Source organism: Dokdonella koreensis DS-123 (assembly GCF_001632775.1).
Classification (GTDB): domain Bacteria; phylum Pseudomonadota; class Gammaproteobacteria; order Xanthomonadales; family Rhodanobacteraceae; genus Dokdonella; species Dokdonella koreensis.
In genome coordinates, this window is the sequence record NZ_CP015249.1 from 465404 (window position 1) to 484530 (window position 19127).

Below are 19127 nucleotides of genomic sequence, written 5' to 3' on the forward strand. Positions count from 1 at the left end.
GCGGCGGCCGCGTGGCGGCGGATCGTAGCCTGGCGGGCCGCAGGTGGTCGGCAACGGCGGATGAACCAGTGGATATCTGATGTTTGAAATACAAACCAGTTTATGTATGCTTCGCTCCCGATCCCGGAGCGCTGCGATGTCGACCCTCGAAACCGATCGATCCGAACGCCTGCACGGCCTCGACGCGCTGCGCGGCGGCGCGCTGCTGCTCGGCGTGGTGCTGCACGCCGCGCTGGCGTTCTTCCCGACGCCGGTCTGGCTGGTCACCGATCCGGCCACCTCGCCGGTGGCCGGTGTCCTGTTCTTCGCGATCCACGTGTTCCGGATGGCGACCTTCTTCGTGATCGCCGGCCTGTTCGCCCACCTGCTGCTGCAGCGGCGCGGCGTGGCCGGCTTCGTGAAGGACCGGCTGCTCCGGATCGCCGGTCCGCTGCTCGCGTTCTGGTGGCTGGTCCTGGGGTGCATCGTGGCGGTCATCGTCTGGAATGCCTGGATCCAGACTGGCGGCAACCTGCCGTCGGAAGCGCCGCCGGGGCCGAAATTCACGCCGGACGACTTCCCGCTGACCCACCTGTGGTTCCTCTGGGTGCTGCTGTTGTTCTATGTCGCGTTTCTGGCGCTGCGCCTGCCGCTGGTCCGCTATGACCACACCGGCACCTGGGCGCGTGCCGGCGACCGCCTGGCCGGCGCCCTGGCCGGGCCGCTGGGGCCGTTCGTGCTGGCCGTGCCGCTGGCACTGGCGCTCTACCGCACGCCGAAATGGATCGCGTTCTTCGGCGTGCCGACGCCGGACCAGGCACTGATCCCGAACCCGGCAGCCCTCACCGCGTTCGGTGTCGCGTTCGGGTTTGGCATCCTGCTGGCACGGCGTCGCGACCTGCTGGTCCGTATTGCGGCGGGGTGGCCGCTGTACCTGGGTCTGGCGCTGGCGGTGACCGCCGGCGCCCTGGTGCTGGCAGGCGGGCCCGGGCCGCGCCTGGTGCCGCTGACCGCACCCGGGCCGAAGGCGGCCGCGGCGGCCGTCTACGCGCTGGCGGTCTATGCGTCGAGCTTCGCCGCCCTCGCGCTGGCGCTGCGGTTCGCCGCCGGTTACAGCGCGCTGCGGCGCTACCTGGCCGATGCCTCGTACTGGGTCTACATCGTCCACCTGCCGCTGGTGATGGCGGGCCAGGTGCTGGTGCAGGGCCTGGCATGGCCGTGGTGGCTCAAGCTGGCGGCGGTGGTCGTGGGGACGATGGCGATCGCCCTGGCGAGCTACGAGGGACTGATCCGCCACAGCTTCATGGGCCTGTGGCTCAACGGCCGCCGGGTCGCGCGCCGCGGCCCGGCGCCGGCGCCGGTGCCGCCGCCCTTGGTCACCGGCCAATGAAGCCGGCTACCATCGCCTGCCACGCGATGACCGGCGGATCGGCCGGTCGTCGCGGCTGCCGGCGGGCCGCGGGTGACAATCGGCCGGCCGGCTGTCGGGAAGCGGCCGGCCGGCGCGATCGCGAGGACGGATCGCTCGCGCATCGACGGCCGGTGCCGTCGATGCGCGGAACAGGTGGCGCGGCGCTGCCGCGACCGTGTGAGTCGGCCAAGGGCGGGAACGCCCTTTCCCGACGATGCCATAGGAACAGGAACTGCCATGTCCGCCGAACCGCCCTCGCACTCGCCCGAAGAGAACCTGGCCTTCCTGCGCTCGATCGTGGACGGTGCCGGCCGGACGCGGATGGCCGGTGGTGTCGCCTACATGGCCGGCGGCCTGCTCTACGGCCTGCAGTGCCTGTTCCACTGGGGCCAGGCCGAAGGACTGATCCGCTGGCCCGGCTGGGCCAGCCTGGCCTTCGTCGTCGGCATCACGACGACATTCCTGATCGTGCTGGTCGCCGCGATCCGGCACGATCGCGACGCCGGCTTCCGCGGCTCGACCGCCAATCGCGCGCTGAACGCGACCTTCGGCGGCGCCGGCCTGGCCAACCTGGCGATGGTCGTGGTCTTCGGCGTCAATGCCGCGCGGCTGCAGAGCTTCCAGGTCTGGCTGCTGTACCCGGCCGTGGTGTTCGCGCTGCAGGGGGCGGTCTGGTACGTCATGCACATGCTGCAGCGGCGTGCCTGGATGCTGGCCACGGCGATCGGCTGGCTGCTCGCGGCGGTCGCGCTGGGCCTGTTGAACGGCACCCCGTACTACCTGATGGTCTGTACGGCGGCGCTGTTCGGGCTGATGGCGCTGCCGGGCTGGATCATGCTCCGCGAGGCGCGCACACAGGCGGGAGCCTGACGCACCGATGGGCCTGGCAGACCTCGGCGGCATCGACGAGATCATCCACGGCCGCCTGCGGCTGGGCGTGATGGTCTACCTCGCCGATGCCGAGGTGGCCGATTTCACCGAGTTGAAGAACGCGCTGAACGCCACCCAGGGCAATCTGTCGGTCCACCTGAAGAAACTGGAGGAGGCCGGCTACGTCGCGATCGACAAACGCTTCGTCGAGCGCAAGCCGCTGACGCGCATCCGCATCACGTCCGAGGGGCGGCGCGCATTCGCCGCCTACCTGGAGGCGATGAGCAAGCTGATCGGCACGCGCGGCTAGCGGCGTAGCGGGAAACAGTGCGCGCGGGTGACCACGGCTCGTGGCGCAGGCATCGAGCGTGCGCTCGATGCCTGGCCGGCGGTCGTGCACAGCGCGGGGCCCTGCGATCGAGGGCGTGGCAGCCCCCAGGCTCCCGCCATCGGCTAGTCCACCGACCACACCGCCAGTTCGTAGCCGTCGGGATCGACGAAATGGAAGCGCCGCCCGCCCGGGAACGCGAAGATCGGCCGGCTGATGCCTGCGCCGGCCTGTTCCAGGCGCTGCTGGGTGGCGGCCAGGTCGTCGGCGTAGAGGATGACCAGCGGCCCGCCGGGCCGCGCCGGCTCGGCGGTCGTGAAGCCGCCGGCCAGCCGCCCGTCGCGGAACTCGCAGTAGGCCGGACCGTAGTCGGTGAAGGTCCAGCCGAACGCCGCGCCGTAGAACGCCTTGCTGCGCGCGATGTCGGCGACGTTGAACTCGATGTAGTCGATCTGCCGGTCGTTGCCGTGCGTGCCCATGTCCGCTGTCCTGTCCGCTGATCGGCCCTCATGATCGCCCGGCGGCGGGTTCGCTGTCTGCCCGCAGCGCGGGTCCTTGCGTGCCGCGCGGCGCCGCTCCTAACCCTGGTGCGCCGGTTCGCGCGTTCCAGCAAGGCGCCATGTCGATGACGACTCCCGCCGATTGCCTTACCCTCACCGGCATGGGGGTCGAACGAACGGACGAAGAACTGATGTCGGCTTATGCCGAGGGCGATACCGTCGCCTTCGAGATGCTCTATCGACGCCACCGCGGCACGGTCTACCGGTTCGCGATGCGCGCGCTGCACAACCGCGCCGATGCGGACGAGGTGTTCCAGGAGACCTGGAGCCGCCTGATCGCCGCGCGGGCGCGCTACCGGCCCGATGCCAAGTTCACGACCTGGCTGTTGCAGATCGCCCACAACCTGATCGTCGATCGCTTCCGGCGCCAGCGGCCCGCGGCGTCGGACGAGGAGGCCGAGGCGGTGTTCCGCCAGCTCGACGCCCCCGAGACCGAGCAGCCCGACCGCGTCCTCAGCGAGTTCGAGCAGCGCCGCAAGCTGCAACTGGCGCTGGAGGACCTGCCCGAGGAACAACGCCTGGCGTTCCTGCTGCGCATCGAAGGAGGCCTGGGGCTGGAGGAGATCGGCGAGCTGACCGGCGCCGGCCGCGAGACCGTCAAGTCGCGCCTGCGCTATGCGCTGGCGCGGATCCGCGCGAGGTTCCAGTCATGAGCGGCGATCGCCTCGACCGCGATCTCGACGCGCTGCTGGGACCGGGCGGCGGCGAACTCGGCACGCTCTACCGCCGGCTGCCGCAGGCCGAGCCGCCGCGCCGGCTCGACCGCGCGGTCCTGGCCGAGGCAGCGCGGGCTGTCCGCGGCGCGGGCGACCGCCCGCCCCGGCGCCAGCGCTGGCTGCTGGGTCTCGGATCGGTCGCGGGCATGGTCCTGGCGGCCGGCATCGCCTGGCAGGCGATGCCCGAGCGTGGTGTGCCGGCGGCCGGTTCCGCACCGGCTCCGCAGCAGACCACGCCGGCCGGCGTGATCCCGGTCGAGCCGATCCTGGCGCCACCGCCGGCCCCTTCGCCGCCGCCGCCGGCCCCGCCAGCGGTCGAGGCAGCGCCGGCCCCGTCCGCATCGCCCCCGCGCGCGCGCACGGCTTCGCCACCGGCGATCGAACAGAAGGCCCAGGCCCGGCCGGCGCCGCCGGCCGCCGCGCCCGCGGCCGATGCGCGCGAGGCGCCGGTGGCGGAGTCGGCGGCGGCAGCGCAGCGCCAGGAAGCGGAGAAGGCCGCCGCGCCGGCCGTGCCGGCCCCGGCCGAAGCCACGCCCCCGCGTGCCGCTCCGGGTCTCAGCCCGGCACCGATCACCTCGACGGAACTGCGCCGCAACATGCGGCTGCCACCGGCCCGCTGGCTCGACGAGATCCGCCGGCTCGACCGCGAAGGCCAGCGCCATTGGGCCGGCGAGAACCTGCGCCTGTTCCGGCGCGTCCATCCGCGCCAGGCGATTCCCGCCGACCTGCAGCCGCTGTTGGACGACTGAGGTCGCGCTGCGGCGCGGCCGTGCGAGCGGCCGGAGCGGCCCGCGGCCTACAATGCGGCGATGGCGAGCATGGAGACCCTGGCCGGCGCAGCCCGCCTGCAGCAGGAGATCAAGAAGAGCCGGTTCCTGGCCCAGGCGGCGCCGCTGGACGCGGTCGACGCGGCATTGGCGTTCGTCGCGCAGGTCGCCGATCCGGCCGCGACGCACAACTGCTGGGCCTACCGCTTCGGCCAGCACTATCGCTTCTCCGACGACGGCGAGCCCGGCGGTACCGCCGGCCGGCCGATCCTGCAGGCGATCGACGGCCAGGGGCTGGACCGGGTCATCGTCGTCGTCACGCGCTGGTTCGGCGGCACCAAGCTCGGCGCCGGCGGGCTGGTCCGCGCCTATGGCGGCTGCGCTGCGGAATGCCTGCGCCTGGCGGCGCGCCTGCCGATCGTGGATCGGGCGACGATCGAGGTGAGCTGCGATTTCCCGAACCTGCCGACGCTGCATGCGCGCCTGCCCGAGTTCTCGGCCGAGAAGCTCGACGAAGGCTTCGACGCGGACGGTGCGCGGCTGCGCCTGGCGCTGCCGCGCGATCGCGTGGTGGCGTTCACCGGCTGGCTGCGCGACCTGACGCGCGGCCGCGCGGTGGTCGACGTGCAGGACGACGCTACGACCCCGTCGTAGCCGGCCGCGCCACGTCCGGACCGACGCCGCCCGGTTGCGGCCGGCGTGCCTCCCGTGGCCATCGCCCCGGGATCTCGCTTGGACTGCGGGAACGCGATGCCGGCGTTCGGGATACTGGACGCGCGATCGAATCGCCGGGTAGGGGCGGCCGCGGAACCGACGTTTCCAAGGAGCGAAGGCGCACGTTGCCTGGCGTCGCGGCGCACCCGTCAGCGTCCCGCGCCGGGAGCGAGGTGACCGTCTTCATGAACCATGCGTCCCCTCGGCCTTCCCGCGTCGCTTCCAGGGAGCACCCATGAACGTCCGATCCTTGCTGTACGGCCTGCTTCTCACCGCCGCGACCTCGGTGTCGGCGGCGCCGTTCACCACCTTCTATGTCGTCGCGCATCCGGACGACTGGCAGCTGTTCATGAATCCGAATGCGTACAAGGACGTCCGCAACACCAGCAACAAGACCGTCATCGTCCACACGACCGCGGGCGATGCCGGTGCGGGCATCGGCTCCAACGGCCGGCAGCACCCGTACTACCTGGCGCGCGAAGAAGGCGCATTGCGCGCGCTGCGCTTCAGCAAGTCGGCCAACGGCGCCATCGGGCAACAGGTGCTCAACCAGGGAGCGCGCACGATAAACGGCCGCTCCATCACACGGTTCGCGTCCGGCGACGGCCGGGCGGTGATGTATTTCCTGCGGCTGCCGGACGGCAATCCCAACGGCACCGGCTACCCGACGACCGGTTCGCAGAGCCTTCAGAAGCTCAAGACCGGCAACACGCCGATCAACGCGGTGGACGGCTCGGCGACGTATGGCAGCTGGAGCGATCTCACCGCGACGCTGGCGGGCCTGATACGCGCCGAGGCCGGCGGATCGGCCGGGGTCTGGCTCAACATCGCCGAGACGGACGCCGGCAAGAATCCGGGCGACCATTCCGATCATCGCTACACCTCGCTGGCCGTGCAGGAGGCGCGCGGCCTGGTCTCCACGTGCATCGACCAGGCGCTCTACGTCGAATACCACACCAACAACCGGCCTGCGAACATCAGTGGCGACAACCTGGTCAACAACGCGGCGGTCTGGGGCGCCACGACCTCCGGCATCGCCGACTTCGATCACCCCAGCACGTTCGACGGGTCGCACAACGCCTGGCTGTCGCGCAACTACTTTCGCGTGATCGACGGCATCGGCACCTGCGCGTTCTGAACCGGCCGGGCCGGTTCGCCGTGTGGGGCGAGCGGAGCACGGCGGGATGCCCTTGGCCGTTGCGGTCCGCACCGGTCTTGGAGGCCGCACCTGCGGGCCCCTCGTGAGAGGGGCCGCGCGCGCTGACCCCCGACGGCCCGCGCCCCCGGCCACGTGTGACGGCGGGCCGGCGCGACCCGCCCGGGGACGGATGACGTGCCCTAGGGCGTGTCATCAATCCCTCGGTAGGCCGCGCCGTTCTTGCGTGCGTCCGGGCCAAGGAAGAGGGAGGAAGTGGACGTGGGTCCACGCCCGAGCGATGACGCAGTCCCGGGCGCACGCAAGAACGGCCCTACGGGTTGGCCCTGGAAAGCCGCCAGCGTGCGTTGCGCGGCTTGACCTGACGGCCAGTCAGGCGCGGCGCCACACAACACCCCCTGACGACTTTCCAGGGCCAACGCGACCTGCCGGGGGATTGATGACACGCCCTAGTCCAGGAAGATGAAGAACGCCGCCAGCGCGATCAGCGCGAAGCCGACCAGGTGGTTCCACTTGATCGCCGCGCCGAGATAGGTGACCGAGAACACCACGAAGACCACCAGGGTGATGATCTCCTGGATCGTCTTGAGCTGGGCCGCGTTGTAGACCGTGTAGCCCATCCGGTTGGCCGGCACCTGCAGGCAGTACTCGAAGAACGCGATGCCCCAGGCGACCAGGATCACCGCGAACAGCGGCCGGTCGGTGAACTTCAGGTGCCCGTACCAGGCGAACGTCATGAACACGTTCGAGGCGATCAGCAGCAGGATCGGGGCGGTATGGGTCCACATGGGACGGCACTCCGGCGCGAAGGATGGCGGGGGCCGCGAGCCTAGCCCAATTGCCGTGCCCGAGGGTGTGCCCGCGCCGCGCTTGGGCGAGAATGGGCGCCGGCGCCGCCGGGCGCCGCCGCTTCCCCGCCGTGCCGGCGCGGACCGTCCTCCGACCCGATCCCCGACATGGCCAAGAATCCGTTCCGCAACGCCCAGTACCTGATCAGTGCGCACCACCTGCGCGACCTGCCGCCCGACGGCGGCGCCGAGGCCGCGTTCGCCGGGCGCTCCAACGCCGGAAAGTCCAGCGCGCTCAACACGATCTGCGACCAGCAGGGCCTGGCGCGCACCAGCAAGACGCCGGGCCGCACGCAGCAGCTGGTGGTGTTCCCGCTCGACGACGCCCACCGCCTGATCGACCTGCCCGGTTACGGCTACGCCAAGGTGCCCGAGAACCTGCGCCTGCACTGGCGCGGGCTGATCGACACCTACCTGCGCACGCGCGAGGCGCTCAAGGGGTTGGTGCTGATCATGGACGTGCGCCACCCGCTGCGCGAGTTCGACCAGCAGATGCTGGAGTATGCGGTGGCGACCGGCCGCGAAGTCCATTGCCTGCTGACCAAGGCCGACAAGCTCTCGCGCAGCGAAGGCATGCGCACGCTGCTGGCGGTGCGCAAGGAGCTCCAGGCGCGGGCGCCGCAGGCCAGCGCGCAGCTGTTCTCGTCGCTGGCCAAGACCGGCGTCGACGAGGCGCGCGCGGTGCTGGCAGGCTGGCTCGGGCTCGCCGGCGGTGACTGAGGCGTAAATCCGCCCCCGGACCGTTCAGGTCCCGGCGCGCGAGGCTCTGGCAGGCTGCGCCGTGGTCGCCGATCGCGCGATCGCCCCCTACGGACCGGAGGACGCCATGCTCAAGTTGGCCCTTTTCTTTGCGGTGGTCGCGCTGATCGCCGGTGCGCTCGGCTTCACCGGCATCGCCGGTGCCTCGGCCGGCATCGCCAAGATCATCTTCTTCATCTTCCTGGTGCTGGTCGCGCTGGCGATCCTCGGCATCGTGCTCGGCATCAACCTGTTCACGTAGCCGCGATTTCCCGGCGCGCCGCGGCATCGGCGCCGCGGCGCGTCGTCGCCGGTCCGGCGGCCGGGCCGCGTGGCATATCCTATGCGCCATGCGCGGCCGCATCCCCGACAGCTTCATCGACGACCTCCTCGCCCGTGTCGACATCGTCGACGTGATCGAGCAGCGCGTGCCGTTGAAGAAGGCCGGCCGCGACTGGAGCGCGCGTTGCCCGTTCCACGACGAGCGCTCGCCCTCGTTCACGGTGTCGCCGGTCAAGCAGTTCTACCACTGCTTCGGCTGCGGCGCGCACGGCAGCGCGATCAAGTTCCTGATGGACTACGACCGGCTCGAGTTCGTCGACGCGGTGGAGGAACTGGCGGCCCGGGTCGGCCTGAAGGTGCCGTACGAGGGCGGGCGCCGCGAGGTCCGCGAGGACAGCAGCGAGCTGTTCGAGCTGCTCGACGGGGCGGCCGGGTTCTACCGGCGCGCGCTGGCGCAGAGCGAGAAGGCGCGCGCGTACTTCGAGCGGCGCGGGGTCGACGAAGCCACGCGTACGCGCTTCGGCCTCGGCTACGCGCCGGACGCCTGGGACGGGATACTGCAGGCGCTCGGCCGCACGCCGCAGCGCATCGCGCTGCTGGACAAGGCCGGCATGCTGGCCGGCGAGGGCGGCAAGCGCTACGACCGCTTCCGCGACCGCGTGATGTTCCCGATCCTCGACCGGCGCGGGCGCACGATCGCGTTCGGCGGCCGCGTGATGGGCAAGGACGACGGTCCCAAGTACCTCAATTCGCCCGAGACGCCGCTGTTCCACAAGGGCCAGGAGCTGTTCGGCCTGTGGCAGGTGCGCGAGGCGCACCAGAAGATCACCCGGCTGCTGGTGGTCGAGGGCTACATGGACGTCATCGCGCTGCACCAGGCCGGTATCACTCAGGCCGTGGCGACGCTCGGCACGGCGACCACGCGCGAGCACGCCGAGATCCTGTTCCGCAACGCGGCGGACGTGTTCTTCTGCTTCGACGGCGACCGCGCCGGCCGCCAGGCGGCCTGGCGCGCGGTGGAATCGGTGCTGCCGCGCATGCGCGACGGGCGCCAGGCCTGGTTCCTGTTCCTGCCCGACGGCGAGGACCCCGATTCGCTGGTCCGCCAGGAAGGCGCGGCGGGCTTCGAGCAGCGCCTGAAGGCCGCCACGCCGCTCAGCACGTTCTTCTTCGCCGAGGTCGGCAAGGAATCGGACCTGGCCAGCCTGGAGGGCAAGGCGCGTCTGGCCGCGCGTGCGCGGCCGCTGATCGCGCAGATTCCCGAAGGCGCGTTCCGCGACCTGATGGAGGGGGAGCTGGAGCGGCTGTCCGGGACGCGCATGCCCGGCGGCACCCCGGCCGCCGTCGCGCCGCTGATCGCGCGCGCCTCGGCCGAAGCGCGTGCCTCGCGGCCGCCGCAGCGCTCGCTGGTGCGCACGGCGGTGGCCCTGCTGGTGCAGAACCCGGCGCTCGGCGCGGCGATCGAGCCGCCGTGGACCTTCGCGGAGCTGCGCCAGCCGGGCGTGCCGCTGCTGATCGAGCTGATCGGGCTGGCGCGCAGCCGGCCCGGCGTCACCACCGGTGCGCTGATCGAGCATTTCGGCGAACGCGAAGAGCGCGCCGCGCTGCAGAAGCTGGCGGTGATGCCGTTCCCGGGCGACACGCAGGCCTGGCAGGCCGAATTCGCCGGCGCCCTGGCCCAGTTGGATCGCCAGGCGCGCCTGCAGCGCCGTGACGACCTGCAGCGCAAGCTGGCCGAATCGAGCCTGAGCCCCGCGGAAAACGACGAGTTGCGCAGCCTGCTGGCGGTCGGCGGCCGCTGATCGGCGTGCCGCTGCGCGCGCCGCAGCAAAAAGTTCGTCAAACGTCGCCGAACTGGACAGGATTGCCGACTTCGAGGACACTTGCGCGCTTGTTCGATCCGCGAAAAGCCCCGTGGCGAAGATCCTGGTCCTGCATGGCCCCAACCTCAACCTGCTCGGCACGCGCGAGCCCGAGGTCTACGGCCGCACGACGCTGGCCGAGATCGACGCCGGGCTGGCCGCCGCCGCCGGGGCCGCCGGCCACGCGCTGGCGTGCTTCCAGTCCAATGCCGAGCATGCGCTGATCGACCGGGTGCAGGCGGCACGCGAGGAAGGCGTGGCCTGGATCCTGATCAATCCGGCCGCCTTCACGCACACCAGCATCGCGCTGCGCGACGCGCTGGCCGGCGTGGCGATCCCGTTCATCGAGGTGCACCTGTCCAACGTCCACGCGCGCGAGGCGTTCCGCCATCGCTCGGTCCTGTCGGACATCGCCGCCGGCGTCATCGTCGGGCTCGGCGTGGACAGCTACCGGCTCGGGCTGCAGGCGATCCTCGCCCGGCTCGCATCCGACCCATCCTGACCGGCCGCGGCGTCGTCGCGGCCCCAACCGACACGAGTCCAATCCATGGATCTGCGCAAGATCAAGAAGCTGATCGACCTGCTCGAAGAGTCGAACCTGGCCGAACTGGAGATCAAGGAGGGCGAGGAGATCGTCCGCCTGTCGCGGTTCCCCAAGGGTATCCAGGCGGTGTCGGCCTCGCTGCCGATGGCTCCGGCGCTGCCGGTCGAGGCGCCGGCCGCACCGGCCGCCGCGCCCGCTGCCCCGGCCAAGCCCGGCCTGCCCGAAGGGCACGTCGTGCGCTCGCCGATGGTCGGCACCTACTACGCCTCGGCCAGCCCCGGCGCGCCGCCGTTCATCGCGGTCGGCCAGAAGGTCAAGGCCGGCGACACGCTCGGCATCATCGAGGCGATGAAGATGTTCAACCAGATCGAGGCCGACGTGGCCGGCACCGTCACGGCGATCCTGGTCGAGAACGGCAAGCCGGTCGAGTTCGACGAACCGCTGTTCGTGATCGGCTGAGACGGAGCCCACGATGCTCGAGAAAGTCCTGATCGCCAACCGCGGCGAGATCGCCTTGCGCGTGCTGCGCGCCTGCCATGCCTTGGGCATCCGCACGGTCGCCGTCCACTCGACGGTGGACCGCAACCTCAAACACGTCGGCATGGCCGACGAGTCGATCTGCATCGGCCCCGGGCCGGCGGCCGAGAGCTACCTCAACGTCCCGGCGCTGATCGCCGCGGCCGAGGTCACCGACGCGCAGGCGATCCATCCCGGCTACGGCTTCCTGTCCGAGAACGCCGACTTCGCCGAGCGCGTCGAGCAGTCCGGCTTCATCTTCATCGGCCCGACCGCCGGCGTGATCCGCCTGATGGGTGACAAGGTTGAGGCGATCCGCGCAATGAAGGCCGCCGGCGTGCCCTGCGTGCCGGGCTCGGGCGGGCCGCTCGGTGAGGACACCGCCGAGAACCTGCGCATCGCGCGCGAGATCGGCTACCCGGTCATCATCAAGGCCGCCGGCGGCGGCGGCGGCCGCGGCATGCGCGTGGTGTTCACCGAAGCGCACCTCGGCAACGCGATCGCGATGACCAAGACCGAGGCGCGAGCCGCGTTCGGCAACGACCAGGTCTACATGGAGAAATTCCTCGAGAACCCGCGCCACGTCGAGATCCAGGTGCTGGCCGACGGGCAGGGCAGCGCGATCCACCTCGGCGAGCGCGACTGCTCGATGCAGCGCCGCCACCAGAAGGTGGTCGAGGAAGCGCCGGCGCCCGGCATCACCGCCGAGCAGCGCGCCGAGATCGGCAAGGTCTGCGTCGACGCCTGCCTGCGCATCGGCTACCGCGGTGCCGGCACGTTCGAGTTCCTCTACGAGAACGGCCGCTTCTACTTCATCGAGATGAACACCCGCATCCAGGTCGAGCATCCGGTCACCGAGATGATCACCGGCATCGACCTGGTCCGCGAGCAGCTGCTGATCGCGGCCGGCCACCGGCTCTCGATCCGCCAGGAGGACGTGCGCTTCACCGGCCACGCGATCGAATGCCGGATCAACGCCGAGGACCCGGACACGTTCATGCCCAGCCCCGGCACCGTCAAGACCTTCGAGGCGCCCGGTGGGCCGGGCATCCGCGTGGACACGCACATCTACGACGGCTATCGCATCCCACCCAACTACGACTCGATGATCGGCAAGCTGATCGCCCACGGCGTCGACCGCGACACGGCGATCGCGCGCATGCGCATCGCGCTGTCGGAGCTGGTCGTGGACGGCATCAAGACCAACGTGCCGCTGCAGCAGCGGATCATGGCCGACGGCGGCTTCCGCGCCGGCGGCCAGAACATCCACTACCTCGAAAAGCGCATCGCCGAGTCCAAGGAAAAGGCGATCGGCCTCGGCTGATCACGCACAGGCCCATCGCATGTCCTGGCTCGAACTCATCCTGACGGTGCACCTGGCCGACCAGCCCGCCGTCGAGGCGGCACTGGAGGACGTCGGCGCGCTGGCGATCACGCTGCGCGACGCCGACGCCGAGACGCCGGACGAGCAGGCGATCTTCGAGCCCGGCGTCGGCGAGACGCCGCTGTGGACGACGATCGAGCTGTCGGCGCTGTTCGACGCGGCGGCCGACCGCAGCGGCCTGCTGCACGTGCTGGGCGAGCTGCTGCCGCAACTGGCGCCGGACCAGGTTGCGTTCCGCGAGGTGGCCGACCAGGACTGGACGCGCGTGTGGATGGACCAGTTCAAGCCGATGCCGTTCGGTCGCCGGCTGTGGATCTATCCGTGGAACATCGAACCGCCGGCCGACCCGGCGCTGGCGATCGTGCGGCTTGATCCGGGCCTGGCCTTCGGCACCGGCACGCACCCGACCACGGCGCTGTGCCTGGAATGGCTCGACGCGCAGGACCTCGCCGGCCGCCGCGTGATCGACTTCGGCTGCGGCTCGGGCGTGCTGGCGATCGCCGCGCTCAAGCTCGGCGCGGCGCACGTGGCCGGCATCGACAACGACCCGCAGGCGATCACCGCCAGCCGCGACAACGCCGAGCGCAACGGCGTCGCCGCGGACCTGGACCTGTACCTGCCGGAGGCCTTCGACGACCGCCCGGCCGAGGTCTTCGTCGCCAACATCCTGGCCGGCCCGCTGGCCGAGCTCGCGCCGCGCTTCGCCGCCTGTGTCGTGCCGGGCGGCGTGCTGGCGCTGTCGGGCATCCTGCACGGCCAGCACGAGGACCTGCTGACGCGCTACGGCGAATGGTTCGAGGATCTCGCCGTCGCCGTGCGCGAGGACTGGGTGCGGATCAGCGGCCGGCGCCGCTGAAACGCGGCAGCACGGCGCCGTTCAGCGGCGCGGCCTAGCATCGGCGACCGGCGACCGGCGACCGGCGACCGGCGACCGGCGACCGGCGATCGCGCCGGCGGCGCCGTGAACACCTCGTCCGTTCCTTCGACCCGCCGTTCGCGATGCACACGCTCTGGACCATCGGCCATTCGACGCACCCGCTCGATGCCTTCGTGCAGCTGTTGCGCGCGCATGCGATCGCGCTCGTCGCCGACGTGCGGCGCTTTCCGGGGTCGCGTCGCCATCCGCAGTTCGGCCCGACGCTGCCGGCCGCGCTCGCCGAAGCCGGCATCGGCTACCGGCACTTCGAGGCGCTCGGCGGGCGGCGCCGGCCGCTGCCCGATTCGCGCAACGGCGTCTGGCGCAGCGAGGCGTTCCGCGGCTACGCCGACCACATGGCGAGCGCGGCCTATCGCCGGGCGTTCGCCGAGCTGGCCGGCCTGGCATCGCGCCAGCGCTGCGCCGTGATGTGCGCGGAGCGGCTGTGGTGGCAGTGTCACCGCTCGATGCTCGCCGACGATTTCGCGCTGCACGGCTGGCAGGTCGTGCACATCCTCGACGCCGGCGCGACCGCGCCACATGCGTTCCGCGAGCCGGCGCGGCTAGACGGTGATGTGCCGGTCTACGGTGGCGGGCAGGCGGCGCTGTTCTGACGGTTACGTCGGTCGTGCGGGCCGTGCCGTATCGGTGCACGAACGCCGGTGGCGGAGGAAAGCCCCGGCGCGCGCGACCGCTGGGCGCGAGCGTTCACCCCCGCGCCGGCGGCAGCGCGCGTGCGTCGGTCAGGTGGGCGGCGATCGCGCGCTGCAGCGGCGGCAGGCGGGCGGCCACGCCGAGGGCTGCCGCGCGCAGCCAGCGCGCTGGGGCGCGCTCGTCGGTGTAGAGCGAGGCGATCAGGTTCGTCGTCCGATATAGCGGTTCGGTCGCGCGGCGGTGCTCGAGCGCATAGCGCGACAGCAGCCCCGGATCAGCGATGTCGCTGTGCCTGCGGGTGGCGGCGTGGATCGCAGCGGCCAGGCGCGCCTGGCCGAGCAGGCCGAAATTGAAGCCGTGCGCGGTCACCGGGTGCATGCCGACCGCGGCGTCGCCGATCAGCGCGCAGCGTGGCCCGGCGAAGCGATCGGCGAGGACCGCGACCAGCGGATAGGCATGGCGGCTGCTGGCCGGCTGCATCGCGCCGAGGCGACCGCCGAGGCGCAGCGTGATCTCGGCGCCGAACGCCGTGTCGTCCAGGCCCATCAGTCGCTCGGTCTCGATCGGCGGCAGCGTCAGCACCAGCGAGGAACACGCCCCGGCCAGCGGCAGCAGGGCCACGGTCTGGCCGTGGTCGAACCACTCCAGCGCGACTGCATCGTGCGGCTGTTCGTGCGTCATCCGGCAGACCAGCATCGTCTTGCCGAAATCGCGCTGGCGCGCGCCGATGCCGAGCAGGCGGCGCGTGGCCGAGAAGCGGCCGTCGGCGGCGACGACCAGCCGCGCCGGGATCCGGCGGCCGTCAGACAGCGCCAGCACGGTGCGGTCCGCGCCGGCCGCATCGACCGCGGTCACGCGACAGCCGTCCAGCAGCGTGACGCCGGCGGTCGCGATGGCCGCCTCGAACGCGGCGCGACGGATCCGGTGATTGGGCACCAGGAAGCCGAGTTGCGGGTGGCCGCTGTCGCGGGCGTCGATCGTCAGCGCCGGCGCGGACCGGCCATTGACGATCCGCGCCGCACGCAGCGGCGCGATCGACGCGACGTCGAGGCGGGCCCAGATGCCGGCGTCCTCGAGCAGGTGCCGCGAGGCATGGGTCAGGGCGATCTCGCGGCCGTCGAACGCCGGCGCGGCCAGCGCCGCACGCGGCTGCGGATCGACCAGCGTCACCGACAGGCCGCCGCCGGCCAGCGAACGGGCCAGGCACAGGCCGGCGGGACCGGCACCGACGATGGCGATATCGACCTGCATGGCGGCTCCTTTGGCGGCGCTCGCCTCTGCGAACGCTCAGAGCCACAGTCTGGCGCCAGCCGGCCGCAGGCGGGCTTGATCGGCGTCATGTACGGCCGCGCAGGCGGTGCGGCGTTTCGGCGCGGCGCACGCCGGCACCGGGACGCAGGTCGCGTGCCGCTCCCGCGGCGGGCACGTACAATCGGCCGGCTCGCTCGCCGACGTCCACGCCCATGTACGCCCAGTGCCCGGAATGCCGGACCATCTTCCGCTTCGCTGCCGCCGAGCTGGCAGCGGCGAACGCCAGCGTGCGCTGCGGGCACTGCAATGCCGTGTTCGATGCATTGCGGACCCTGGCCGAGACCCTGCCGCCGGAGCCGATCGACAGCCTGCCCGCGCACCCCTCCGCCGCCGCACCGCCGCAGCTCGGCGTGCCGGTCTACCGGCCGCAGAACCGCCAGGCGATGCTGGTCTTCGATCCGGACGAGCGTCCGCGCGCATCCGAGCGCCCCGGCAAGCCGGCGTTCTCGCGGCCGCGCCGCGCGGTGCGCCGGCACCGGACCTGGCCGTGGGCCCTGGCCAGCGCCGTGCTGGCGGCGGCGCTGGCGGTGCAGGCGGCCTGGATCGAGCGTGCGCGCTGGCTCGAAAGCGATGGCTGGCGCCCGCGCATCGACGCGGTGTGCGCGCGCCTGGAAGCGCTGGGCTGCCGCCTGCCGCCGCGCCGTGACCTGGACCGCCTGGCCTTGAGCTCACGCGACATCCGCCCGCATCCGTCGGTGGCCGGCGCCCTGATCATCTCGGCGACGGTGCGCAACGACGCGCCGTTCGCGCAGGCGTTCCCGGCGGTCGAGATCGTGCTGTCCGACCTCGACGAGCGGCGCGTCGCGATGCGCCGCTTCGAGCCGGCCGAGTACCTCACCGATCCGCAGCAGCGCGCCGCGGGCCTGGCGGCCGGCGCCAGCGCGGCGCTGGTGTTCGAGGTCGTCGATCCCGGACGCGACGCGGTCGCGTTCGAGTTCCGCTTCGACTGAAGGCCGGCACGGCGGTGACCGACGTGGCCGCTGCGGCCGGCTTCCCGATCGATACGCTGCTGCCGGAGATCCTCCGGCAGCTCGCCGCGCATCCGCGCCTGGTGCTGGAGGCGCCGCCGGGCGCCGGCAAGACCACCCAGGTGCCGCCGGCCCTGCTCGGCGCGGACTGGCTCGGCGACCGCCGCATCCTGATACTCGAGCCGCGCCGGATCGCCGCACGCGCCGCCGCCGGCTTCATGGCTACGCGCTACGGCGAGCCGGTGGGCGCGACGGTGGGCTACCGCATCCGCTTCGAGTCGCGCGTGTCGGCGGCCACGCGCATCGAGGTCGTGACCGAAGGCATCCTGACGCGCCTGATCCAGGACGATCCGGAACTGACCGGGATCGGCGCGATCCTCTTCGACGAGTTCCACGAGCGCCACCTGCAGGGTGATCTCGGCCTGGCGCTGGCGCTCGACGCCCAGGCCAACCTGCGGCCGGACCTGCGCCTGGTGGTGATGTCCGCGACGCTGGACGGCGAGCGCATCGCCCGCTGGCTCGACGCGCCGCGCCTGACCAGCGCCGGCCGCAGCTATCCGGTCCGCCTCGCCCATCCGCCGGCGCGCGCCGGCGAGGCGTACGGCGAGGCCGGCTGGCCGTTCCAGGTGCGCCGAGCGGCGCAGCAGGCCCTGGCCGAAAGCGCCGGCGACGTGCTGGTGTTCCTGCCGGGCAAGCGCGAGATCGATCGCATCGCCCAGGTGCTGGCGGCCGATCCGGACGGGCTGGCCGGCGCCGAGACCGTGCCGCTGCACGGCGAGCTCGCGGTGGCCGCGCAGCAGGCCGCGCTACAACCGGCCGCCGGCGGCGGCCGCCGCGTGGTGCTGGCCACCAATGTCGCCGAGTCGAGCGTCACGCTGCCGGGCATCCGCGCGGTGGTCGACTGCGGACTCGCGCGCGAACCCCGGTTCGACCCGAATTCCGGCTTCACGCGGCTGGAGACGGTGACGATCGCGCAGGCCTCGGCCGACCAGCGCGCCGGCCGTGCCGGCCGCCTCGGTCCGGGCCTGTGCCTGCGCCTGTGGCCCGAGAGCCGCCGCCTGGAGCCGGCGCGCACGCCGGAGATCGCCCAGGTGGAATTGTCCGGGCTGGCGCTGGAGCTGGCGGCCTGGGGCTCGGACGCACTCGACTGGCTCGATCCGCCGCCGACCGGCGCCCTGGCCCAGGCGCGCGACCTGCTGGCCGCGCTCGGCGCGCTCGGCGCGGATGGTCACCTGGCGCCGCTCGGCCGCGACCTGCTGCGGCTGGGCGCGCATCCGCGGCTGGGCGCCGCGGTGTTGCGTGCCGCGCCGGCCGCACGCGCGCTCGCCTGCGACCTGGCCGCCCTGATCGAAGCCCGCAATCCGTTGCGCGGCGCCGCCGCCCGCGGCGACGACCTGCGCCCGCGCCACGCCGCCCTGGCCGCCTGGCGGTCGCGGGATGCCGCGGCACTGCGCGCCGCCGGTGCCGACGGCGCGGCGCTGGCGGCGATCGCGCAAGCCGCCGAGGCCTGGCGCCGGCGTGCCGGCGCGCCGGCACGCGCGCAGGTCTCCGAGGGTGCGGCGGCGACCGCGGCCGGCGACGTGCTGATCCACGCGTTTCCCGATCGCATCGCCCGGCAGGACCCGGCCAACCCGCGGCGCTACCAGCTCGCCAACGGCCGCGGCGCGCGCCTGCACGAGGACAGCGCGCTGTTCGGCGAGCCGTGGCTGGTCGTCGTCGACCTGCGCCGCGATGCGCGTGACAGCCTGATCCTGGCCGCTGCCCCGTTCGATCCGGCGTGCCTGGCGCGCGATTTCCCGCAGGCGTTCGGGCAGCGCCGCGTGGTCGAGTGGAACGAGGCGACCGCCGCAGTCGCCGCCTTCGAGGAGCGGCACTTCGGCGCGATCGTGCTGGAGCGGCGCAGCGTGCCGGCCACCGCGGCCGACAGCGTCCCGGCCCTGCTCGCGGCGGTGCGCGCCCGCGGCCTGGACGCACTGCCGTGGAGTGCGACAGCGCAGGCGTTGCGTGCGCGCGTCGAGGCGCTGCGTGCCTGGCGGCCGGAGCTGGGCCTGCCGGACTTCTCCGAGCCGGCCCTGCTGGCGACGCTCGAAACCTGGCTGGCCCCGTACCTCACCGGCGTGCGCCGGCTCGACGCGATCGGCGCCGCGACCTTGTCCGAGGCGCTCGCCGGCCGGCTCGACCATCGCCTGCGCCAGACGCTCGACGCGGAGGCGCCGGCGACGATCCGCGTGCCCAGCGGCATGGAGCGCCCGATCACCTATGCGGCGGACGCGCCGCCGGTGCTGGCGGTCAAGCTGCAGGAGCTGTTCGGCCTGGCCGAGACGCCGCGCGTCGCCGGTGGCCGCGTGCCGCTGCTGCTGCACCTGCTGTCGCCGGCCGGCCGGCCGATCCAGGTGACCGGCGACCTCAAGAGCTTCTGGGAGCGCACCTACCCGGACGTGCGCAAGGAACTGAAGGGCCGCTACCCGAAGCACCCCTGGCCCGACGACCCGTGGAGCGCGCCGCCGACCCACCGCGCCAAGCCGCGCGGGCGCTGACGCCCCGACGTTCCGGAGGACACGCGCCGGCCGCTCCCAGCCGCCGCAGCCGGTCCTGTATCATCG

20 protein-coding genes are annotated in these 19127 nt (G+C 72.5%); 17 read left to right on the forward strand and 3 right to left on the reverse strand.

All coding sequences use genetic code 11. The annotated features are described in order from the left end of the window. The first annotated feature begins 136 nt into the window (after positions 1 to 136). From I596_RS01790 to I596_RS01800, 3 genes are all read left to right on the forward strand, one after another. The gene (locus tag I596_RS01790) at positions 137 to 1369 is read left to right on the forward strand and encodes an acyltransferase family protein (RefSeq protein WP_067643317.1); all 1233 of its coding nucleotides are present in this window, start codon (positions 137 to 139) and stop codon (positions 1367 to 1369) included. Positions 1370 to 1627: 258 nt separating this feature from the next. After that, positions 1628 to 2260, forward strand: coding sequence for a hypothetical protein (locus I596_RS01795; protein WP_067643320.1), 633 nt, complete (start codon positions 1628 to 1630; stop codon positions 2258 to 2260). Between the two features lie 7 nt (positions 2261 to 2267). Beyond that, positions 2268 to 2570, forward strand: coding sequence for a winged helix-turn-helix domain-containing protein (locus I596_RS01800; RefSeq protein ID WP_067643323.1), 303 nt, complete (start codon positions 2268 to 2270; stop codon positions 2568 to 2570). A gap of 143 nt (positions 2571 to 2713) precedes the next feature. On the opposite strand, the gene I596_RS01805 is transcribed toward I596_RS01800, so the two are convergent. Then, complete coding sequence (locus I596_RS01805) at positions 2714 to 3067, reverse strand: VOC family protein (RefSeq protein WP_067643326.1); 354 nt, start codon at positions 3065 to 3067, stop codon at positions 2714 to 2716. A 182-nt stretch (positions 3068 to 3249) separates the two neighbouring features. On the opposite strand from I596_RS01805, the gene I596_RS01810 reads away from it, so the two are divergent. The 4 genes from I596_RS01810 to I596_RS01825 all read left to right on the forward strand — a co-directional run bounded on the left by I596_RS01810 (position 3250) and on the right by I596_RS01825 (position 6483). Continuing rightward, positions 3250 to 3801, forward strand: coding sequence for an RNA polymerase sigma factor (locus I596_RS01810; protein ID WP_067643328.1), 552 nt, complete (start codon positions 3250 to 3252; stop codon positions 3799 to 3801). Next, a complete protein-coding gene (locus I596_RS01815; protein ID WP_067643331.1) occupies positions 3798 to 4613 on the forward strand; it encodes a hypothetical protein in 816 nt (271 codons plus the stop codon). Before I596_RS01810 ends, I596_RS01815 begins: the two co-directional genes overlap by 4 nt. Before the next feature lie 69 nt (positions 4614 to 4682). Next, positions 4683 to 5285: an IMPACT family protein gene (locus I596_RS01820; protein WP_150131968.1), complete on the forward strand. Its 603-nt coding sequence runs from the start codon at positions 4683 to 4685 to the stop codon at positions 5283 to 5285. 295 nt (positions 5286 to 5580) lie between these two features. Next, positions 5581 to 6483, forward strand: coding sequence for a PIG-L family deacetylase (locus tag I596_RS01825; RefSeq protein WP_067643337.1), 903 nt, complete (start codon positions 5581 to 5583; stop codon positions 6481 to 6483). Positions 6484 to 6950: 467 nt separating this feature from the next. Here I596_RS01825 and I596_RS01830 read toward each other — a convergent pair whose 3' ends face one another. Then, on the reverse strand, positions 6951 to 7289 hold the full coding sequence (locus I596_RS01830) for a DMT family protein (RefSeq protein WP_067643341.1): 339 nt from the start codon (positions 7287 to 7289) through the stop codon (positions 6951 to 6953). A gap of 168 nt (positions 7290 to 7457) precedes the next feature. Between I596_RS01830 and yihA the strand changes: the two genes are divergently transcribed. The 8 genes from yihA (at position 7458) to I596_RS01870 (ending at position 14205) form a co-directional block, all read left to right on the forward strand. After that, positions 7458 to 8069 (forward strand): ribosome biogenesis GTP-binding protein YihA/YsxC, encoded by a 612-nt coding sequence (gene yihA, locus I596_RS01835; protein ID WP_067643344.1) that lies wholly within the window; start codon positions 7458 to 7460, stop codon positions 8067 to 8069. Between the two features lie 106 nt (positions 8070 to 8175). Continuing rightward, positions 8176 to 8349: a DUF1328 domain-containing protein gene (locus I596_RS01840; protein ID WP_083965721.1), complete on the forward strand. Its 174-nt coding sequence runs from the start codon at positions 8176 to 8178 to the stop codon at positions 8347 to 8349. An 88-nt stretch (positions 8350 to 8437) separates the two neighbouring features. Beyond that, on the forward strand, positions 8438 to 10171 hold the full coding sequence (gene dnaG / locus I596_RS01845; protein WP_067643351.1) for a DNA primase: 1734 nt from the start codon (positions 8438 to 8440) through the stop codon (positions 10169 to 10171). Between the two features lie 112 nt (positions 10172 to 10283). Next, positions 10284 to 10733: a type II 3-dehydroquinate dehydratase gene (gene aroQ / locus I596_RS01850; RefSeq protein ID WP_067643354.1), complete on the forward strand. Its 450-nt coding sequence runs from the start codon at positions 10284 to 10286 to the stop codon at positions 10731 to 10733. Positions 10734 to 10778: 45 nt separating this feature from the next. Beyond that, positions 10779 to 11234: an acetyl-CoA carboxylase biotin carboxyl carrier protein gene (gene accB, locus I596_RS01855; RefSeq protein ID WP_067643357.1), complete on the forward strand. Its 456-nt coding sequence runs from the start codon at positions 10779 to 10781 to the stop codon at positions 11232 to 11234. 13 nt (positions 11235 to 11247) lie between these two features. Further along, positions 11248 to 12615, forward strand: a complete 1368-nt coding sequence (gene accC / locus I596_RS01860; protein ID WP_067643360.1) for an acetyl-CoA carboxylase biotin carboxylase subunit — start codon at positions 11248 to 11250, stop codon at positions 12613 to 12615. Positions 12616 to 12634: 19 nt separating this feature from the next. Further along, positions 12635 to 13531, forward strand: coding sequence for a 50S ribosomal protein L11 methyltransferase (gene prmA / locus I596_RS01865; RefSeq protein WP_067643363.1), 897 nt, complete (start codon positions 12635 to 12637; stop codon positions 13529 to 13531). A gap of 143 nt (positions 13532 to 13674) precedes the next feature. Continuing rightward, positions 13675 to 14205: a DUF488 domain-containing protein gene (locus I596_RS01870; protein ID WP_067643366.1), complete on the forward strand. Its 531-nt coding sequence runs from the start codon at positions 13675 to 13677 to the stop codon at positions 14203 to 14205. A 94-nt stretch (positions 14206 to 14299) separates the two neighbouring features. Here the strand turns inward: I596_RS01870 and ubiM are convergent, their stop codons facing one another. Beyond that, the gene (gene ubiM / locus I596_RS01875) at positions 14300 to 15496 is read right to left on the reverse strand and encodes a 5-demethoxyubiquinol-8 5-hydroxylase UbiM (protein ID WP_067643369.1); all 1197 of its coding nucleotides are present in this window, start codon (positions 15494 to 15496) and stop codon (positions 14300 to 14302) included. Positions 15497 to 15708: 212 nt separating this feature from the next. On the opposite strand from ubiM, the gene I596_RS01880 reads away from it, so the two are divergent. Both I596_RS01880 and hrpB read left to right on the forward strand, forming a co-directional pair. Next, the gene (locus I596_RS01880; protein WP_067643372.1) at positions 15709 to 16506 is read left to right on the forward strand and encodes a zinc-ribbon and DUF3426 domain-containing protein; all 798 of its coding nucleotides are present in this window, start codon (positions 15709 to 15711) and stop codon (positions 16504 to 16506) included. A gap of 23 nt (positions 16507 to 16529) precedes the next feature. After that, positions 16530 to 19061, forward strand: coding sequence for an ATP-dependent helicase HrpB (hrpB, locus tag I596_RS01885; protein WP_067651281.1), 2532 nt, complete (start codon positions 16530 to 16532; stop codon positions 19059 to 19061). The last annotated feature ends 66 nt before the right edge of the window (positions 19062 to 19127 follow it).

What these genes read in the sequence shown, in the direction of transcription:
- I596_RS01790 (WP_067643317.1), top strand. Translation starts at nt 137, where the DNA reads ATGTCGACCCTCGAAACCGATCGATCCGAACGCCTGCACGGCCTCGAC.
- I596_RS01795 (WP_067643320.1), top strand. Translation starts at nt 1,628, where the DNA reads ATGTCCGCCGAACCGCCCTCGCACTCGCCCGAAGAGAACCTGGCCTTC.
- I596_RS01800 (WP_067643323.1), top strand. Translation starts at nt 2,268, where the DNA reads ATGGGCCTGGCAGACCTCGGCGGCATCGACGAGATCATCCACGGCCGC.
- I596_RS01805 (WP_067643326.1), bottom strand. Translation starts at nt 3,067, where the DNA reads ATGGGCACGCACGGCAACGACCGGCAGATCGACTACATCGAGTTCAAC.
- I596_RS01810 (WP_067643328.1), top strand. Translation starts at nt 3,250, where the DNA reads ATGGGGGTCGAACGAACGGACGAAGAACTGATGTCGGCTTATGCCGAG.
- I596_RS01815 (WP_067643331.1), top strand. Translation starts at nt 3,798, where the DNA reads ATGAGCGGCGATCGCCTCGACCGCGATCTCGACGCGCTGCTGGGACCG.
- I596_RS01820 (WP_150131968.1), top strand. Translation starts at nt 4,683, where the DNA reads ATGGAGACCCTGGCCGGCGCAGCCCGCCTGCAGCAGGAGATCAAGAAG.
- I596_RS01825 (WP_067643337.1), top strand. Translation starts at nt 5,581, where the DNA reads ATGAACGTCCGATCCTTGCTGTACGGCCTGCTTCTCACCGCCGCGACC.
- I596_RS01830 (WP_067643341.1), bottom strand. Translation starts at nt 7,289, where the DNA reads ATGTGGACCCATACCGCCCCGATCCTGCTGCTGATCGCCTCGAACGTG.
- yihA (WP_067643344.1), top strand. Translation starts at nt 7,458, where the DNA reads ATGGCCAAGAATCCGTTCCGCAACGCCCAGTACCTGATCAGTGCGCAC.
- I596_RS01840 (WP_083965721.1), top strand. Translation starts at nt 8,176, where the DNA reads ATGCTCAAGTTGGCCCTTTTCTTTGCGGTGGTCGCGCTGATCGCCGGT.
- dnaG (WP_067643351.1), top strand. Translation starts at nt 8,438, where the DNA reads ATGCGCGGCCGCATCCCCGACAGCTTCATCGACGACCTCCTCGCCCGT.
- accB (WP_067643357.1), top strand. Translation starts at nt 10,779, where the DNA reads ATGGATCTGCGCAAGATCAAGAAGCTGATCGACCTGCTCGAAGAGTCG.
- accC (WP_067643360.1), top strand. Translation starts at nt 11,248, where the DNA reads ATGCTCGAGAAAGTCCTGATCGCCAACCGCGGCGAGATCGCCTTGCGC.
- prmA (WP_067643363.1), top strand. Translation starts at nt 12,635, where the DNA reads ATGTCCTGGCTCGAACTCATCCTGACGGTGCACCTGGCCGACCAGCCC.
- I596_RS01870 (WP_067643366.1), top strand. Translation starts at nt 13,675, where the DNA reads ATGCACACGCTCTGGACCATCGGCCATTCGACGCACCCGCTCGATGCC.
- ubiM (WP_067643369.1), bottom strand. Translation starts at nt 15,496, where the DNA reads ATGCAGGTCGATATCGCCATCGTCGGTGCCGGTCCCGCCGGCCTGTGC.
- I596_RS01880 (WP_067643372.1), top strand. Translation starts at nt 15,709, where the DNA reads ATGTACGCCCAGTGCCCGGAATGCCGGACCATCTTCCGCTTCGCTGCC.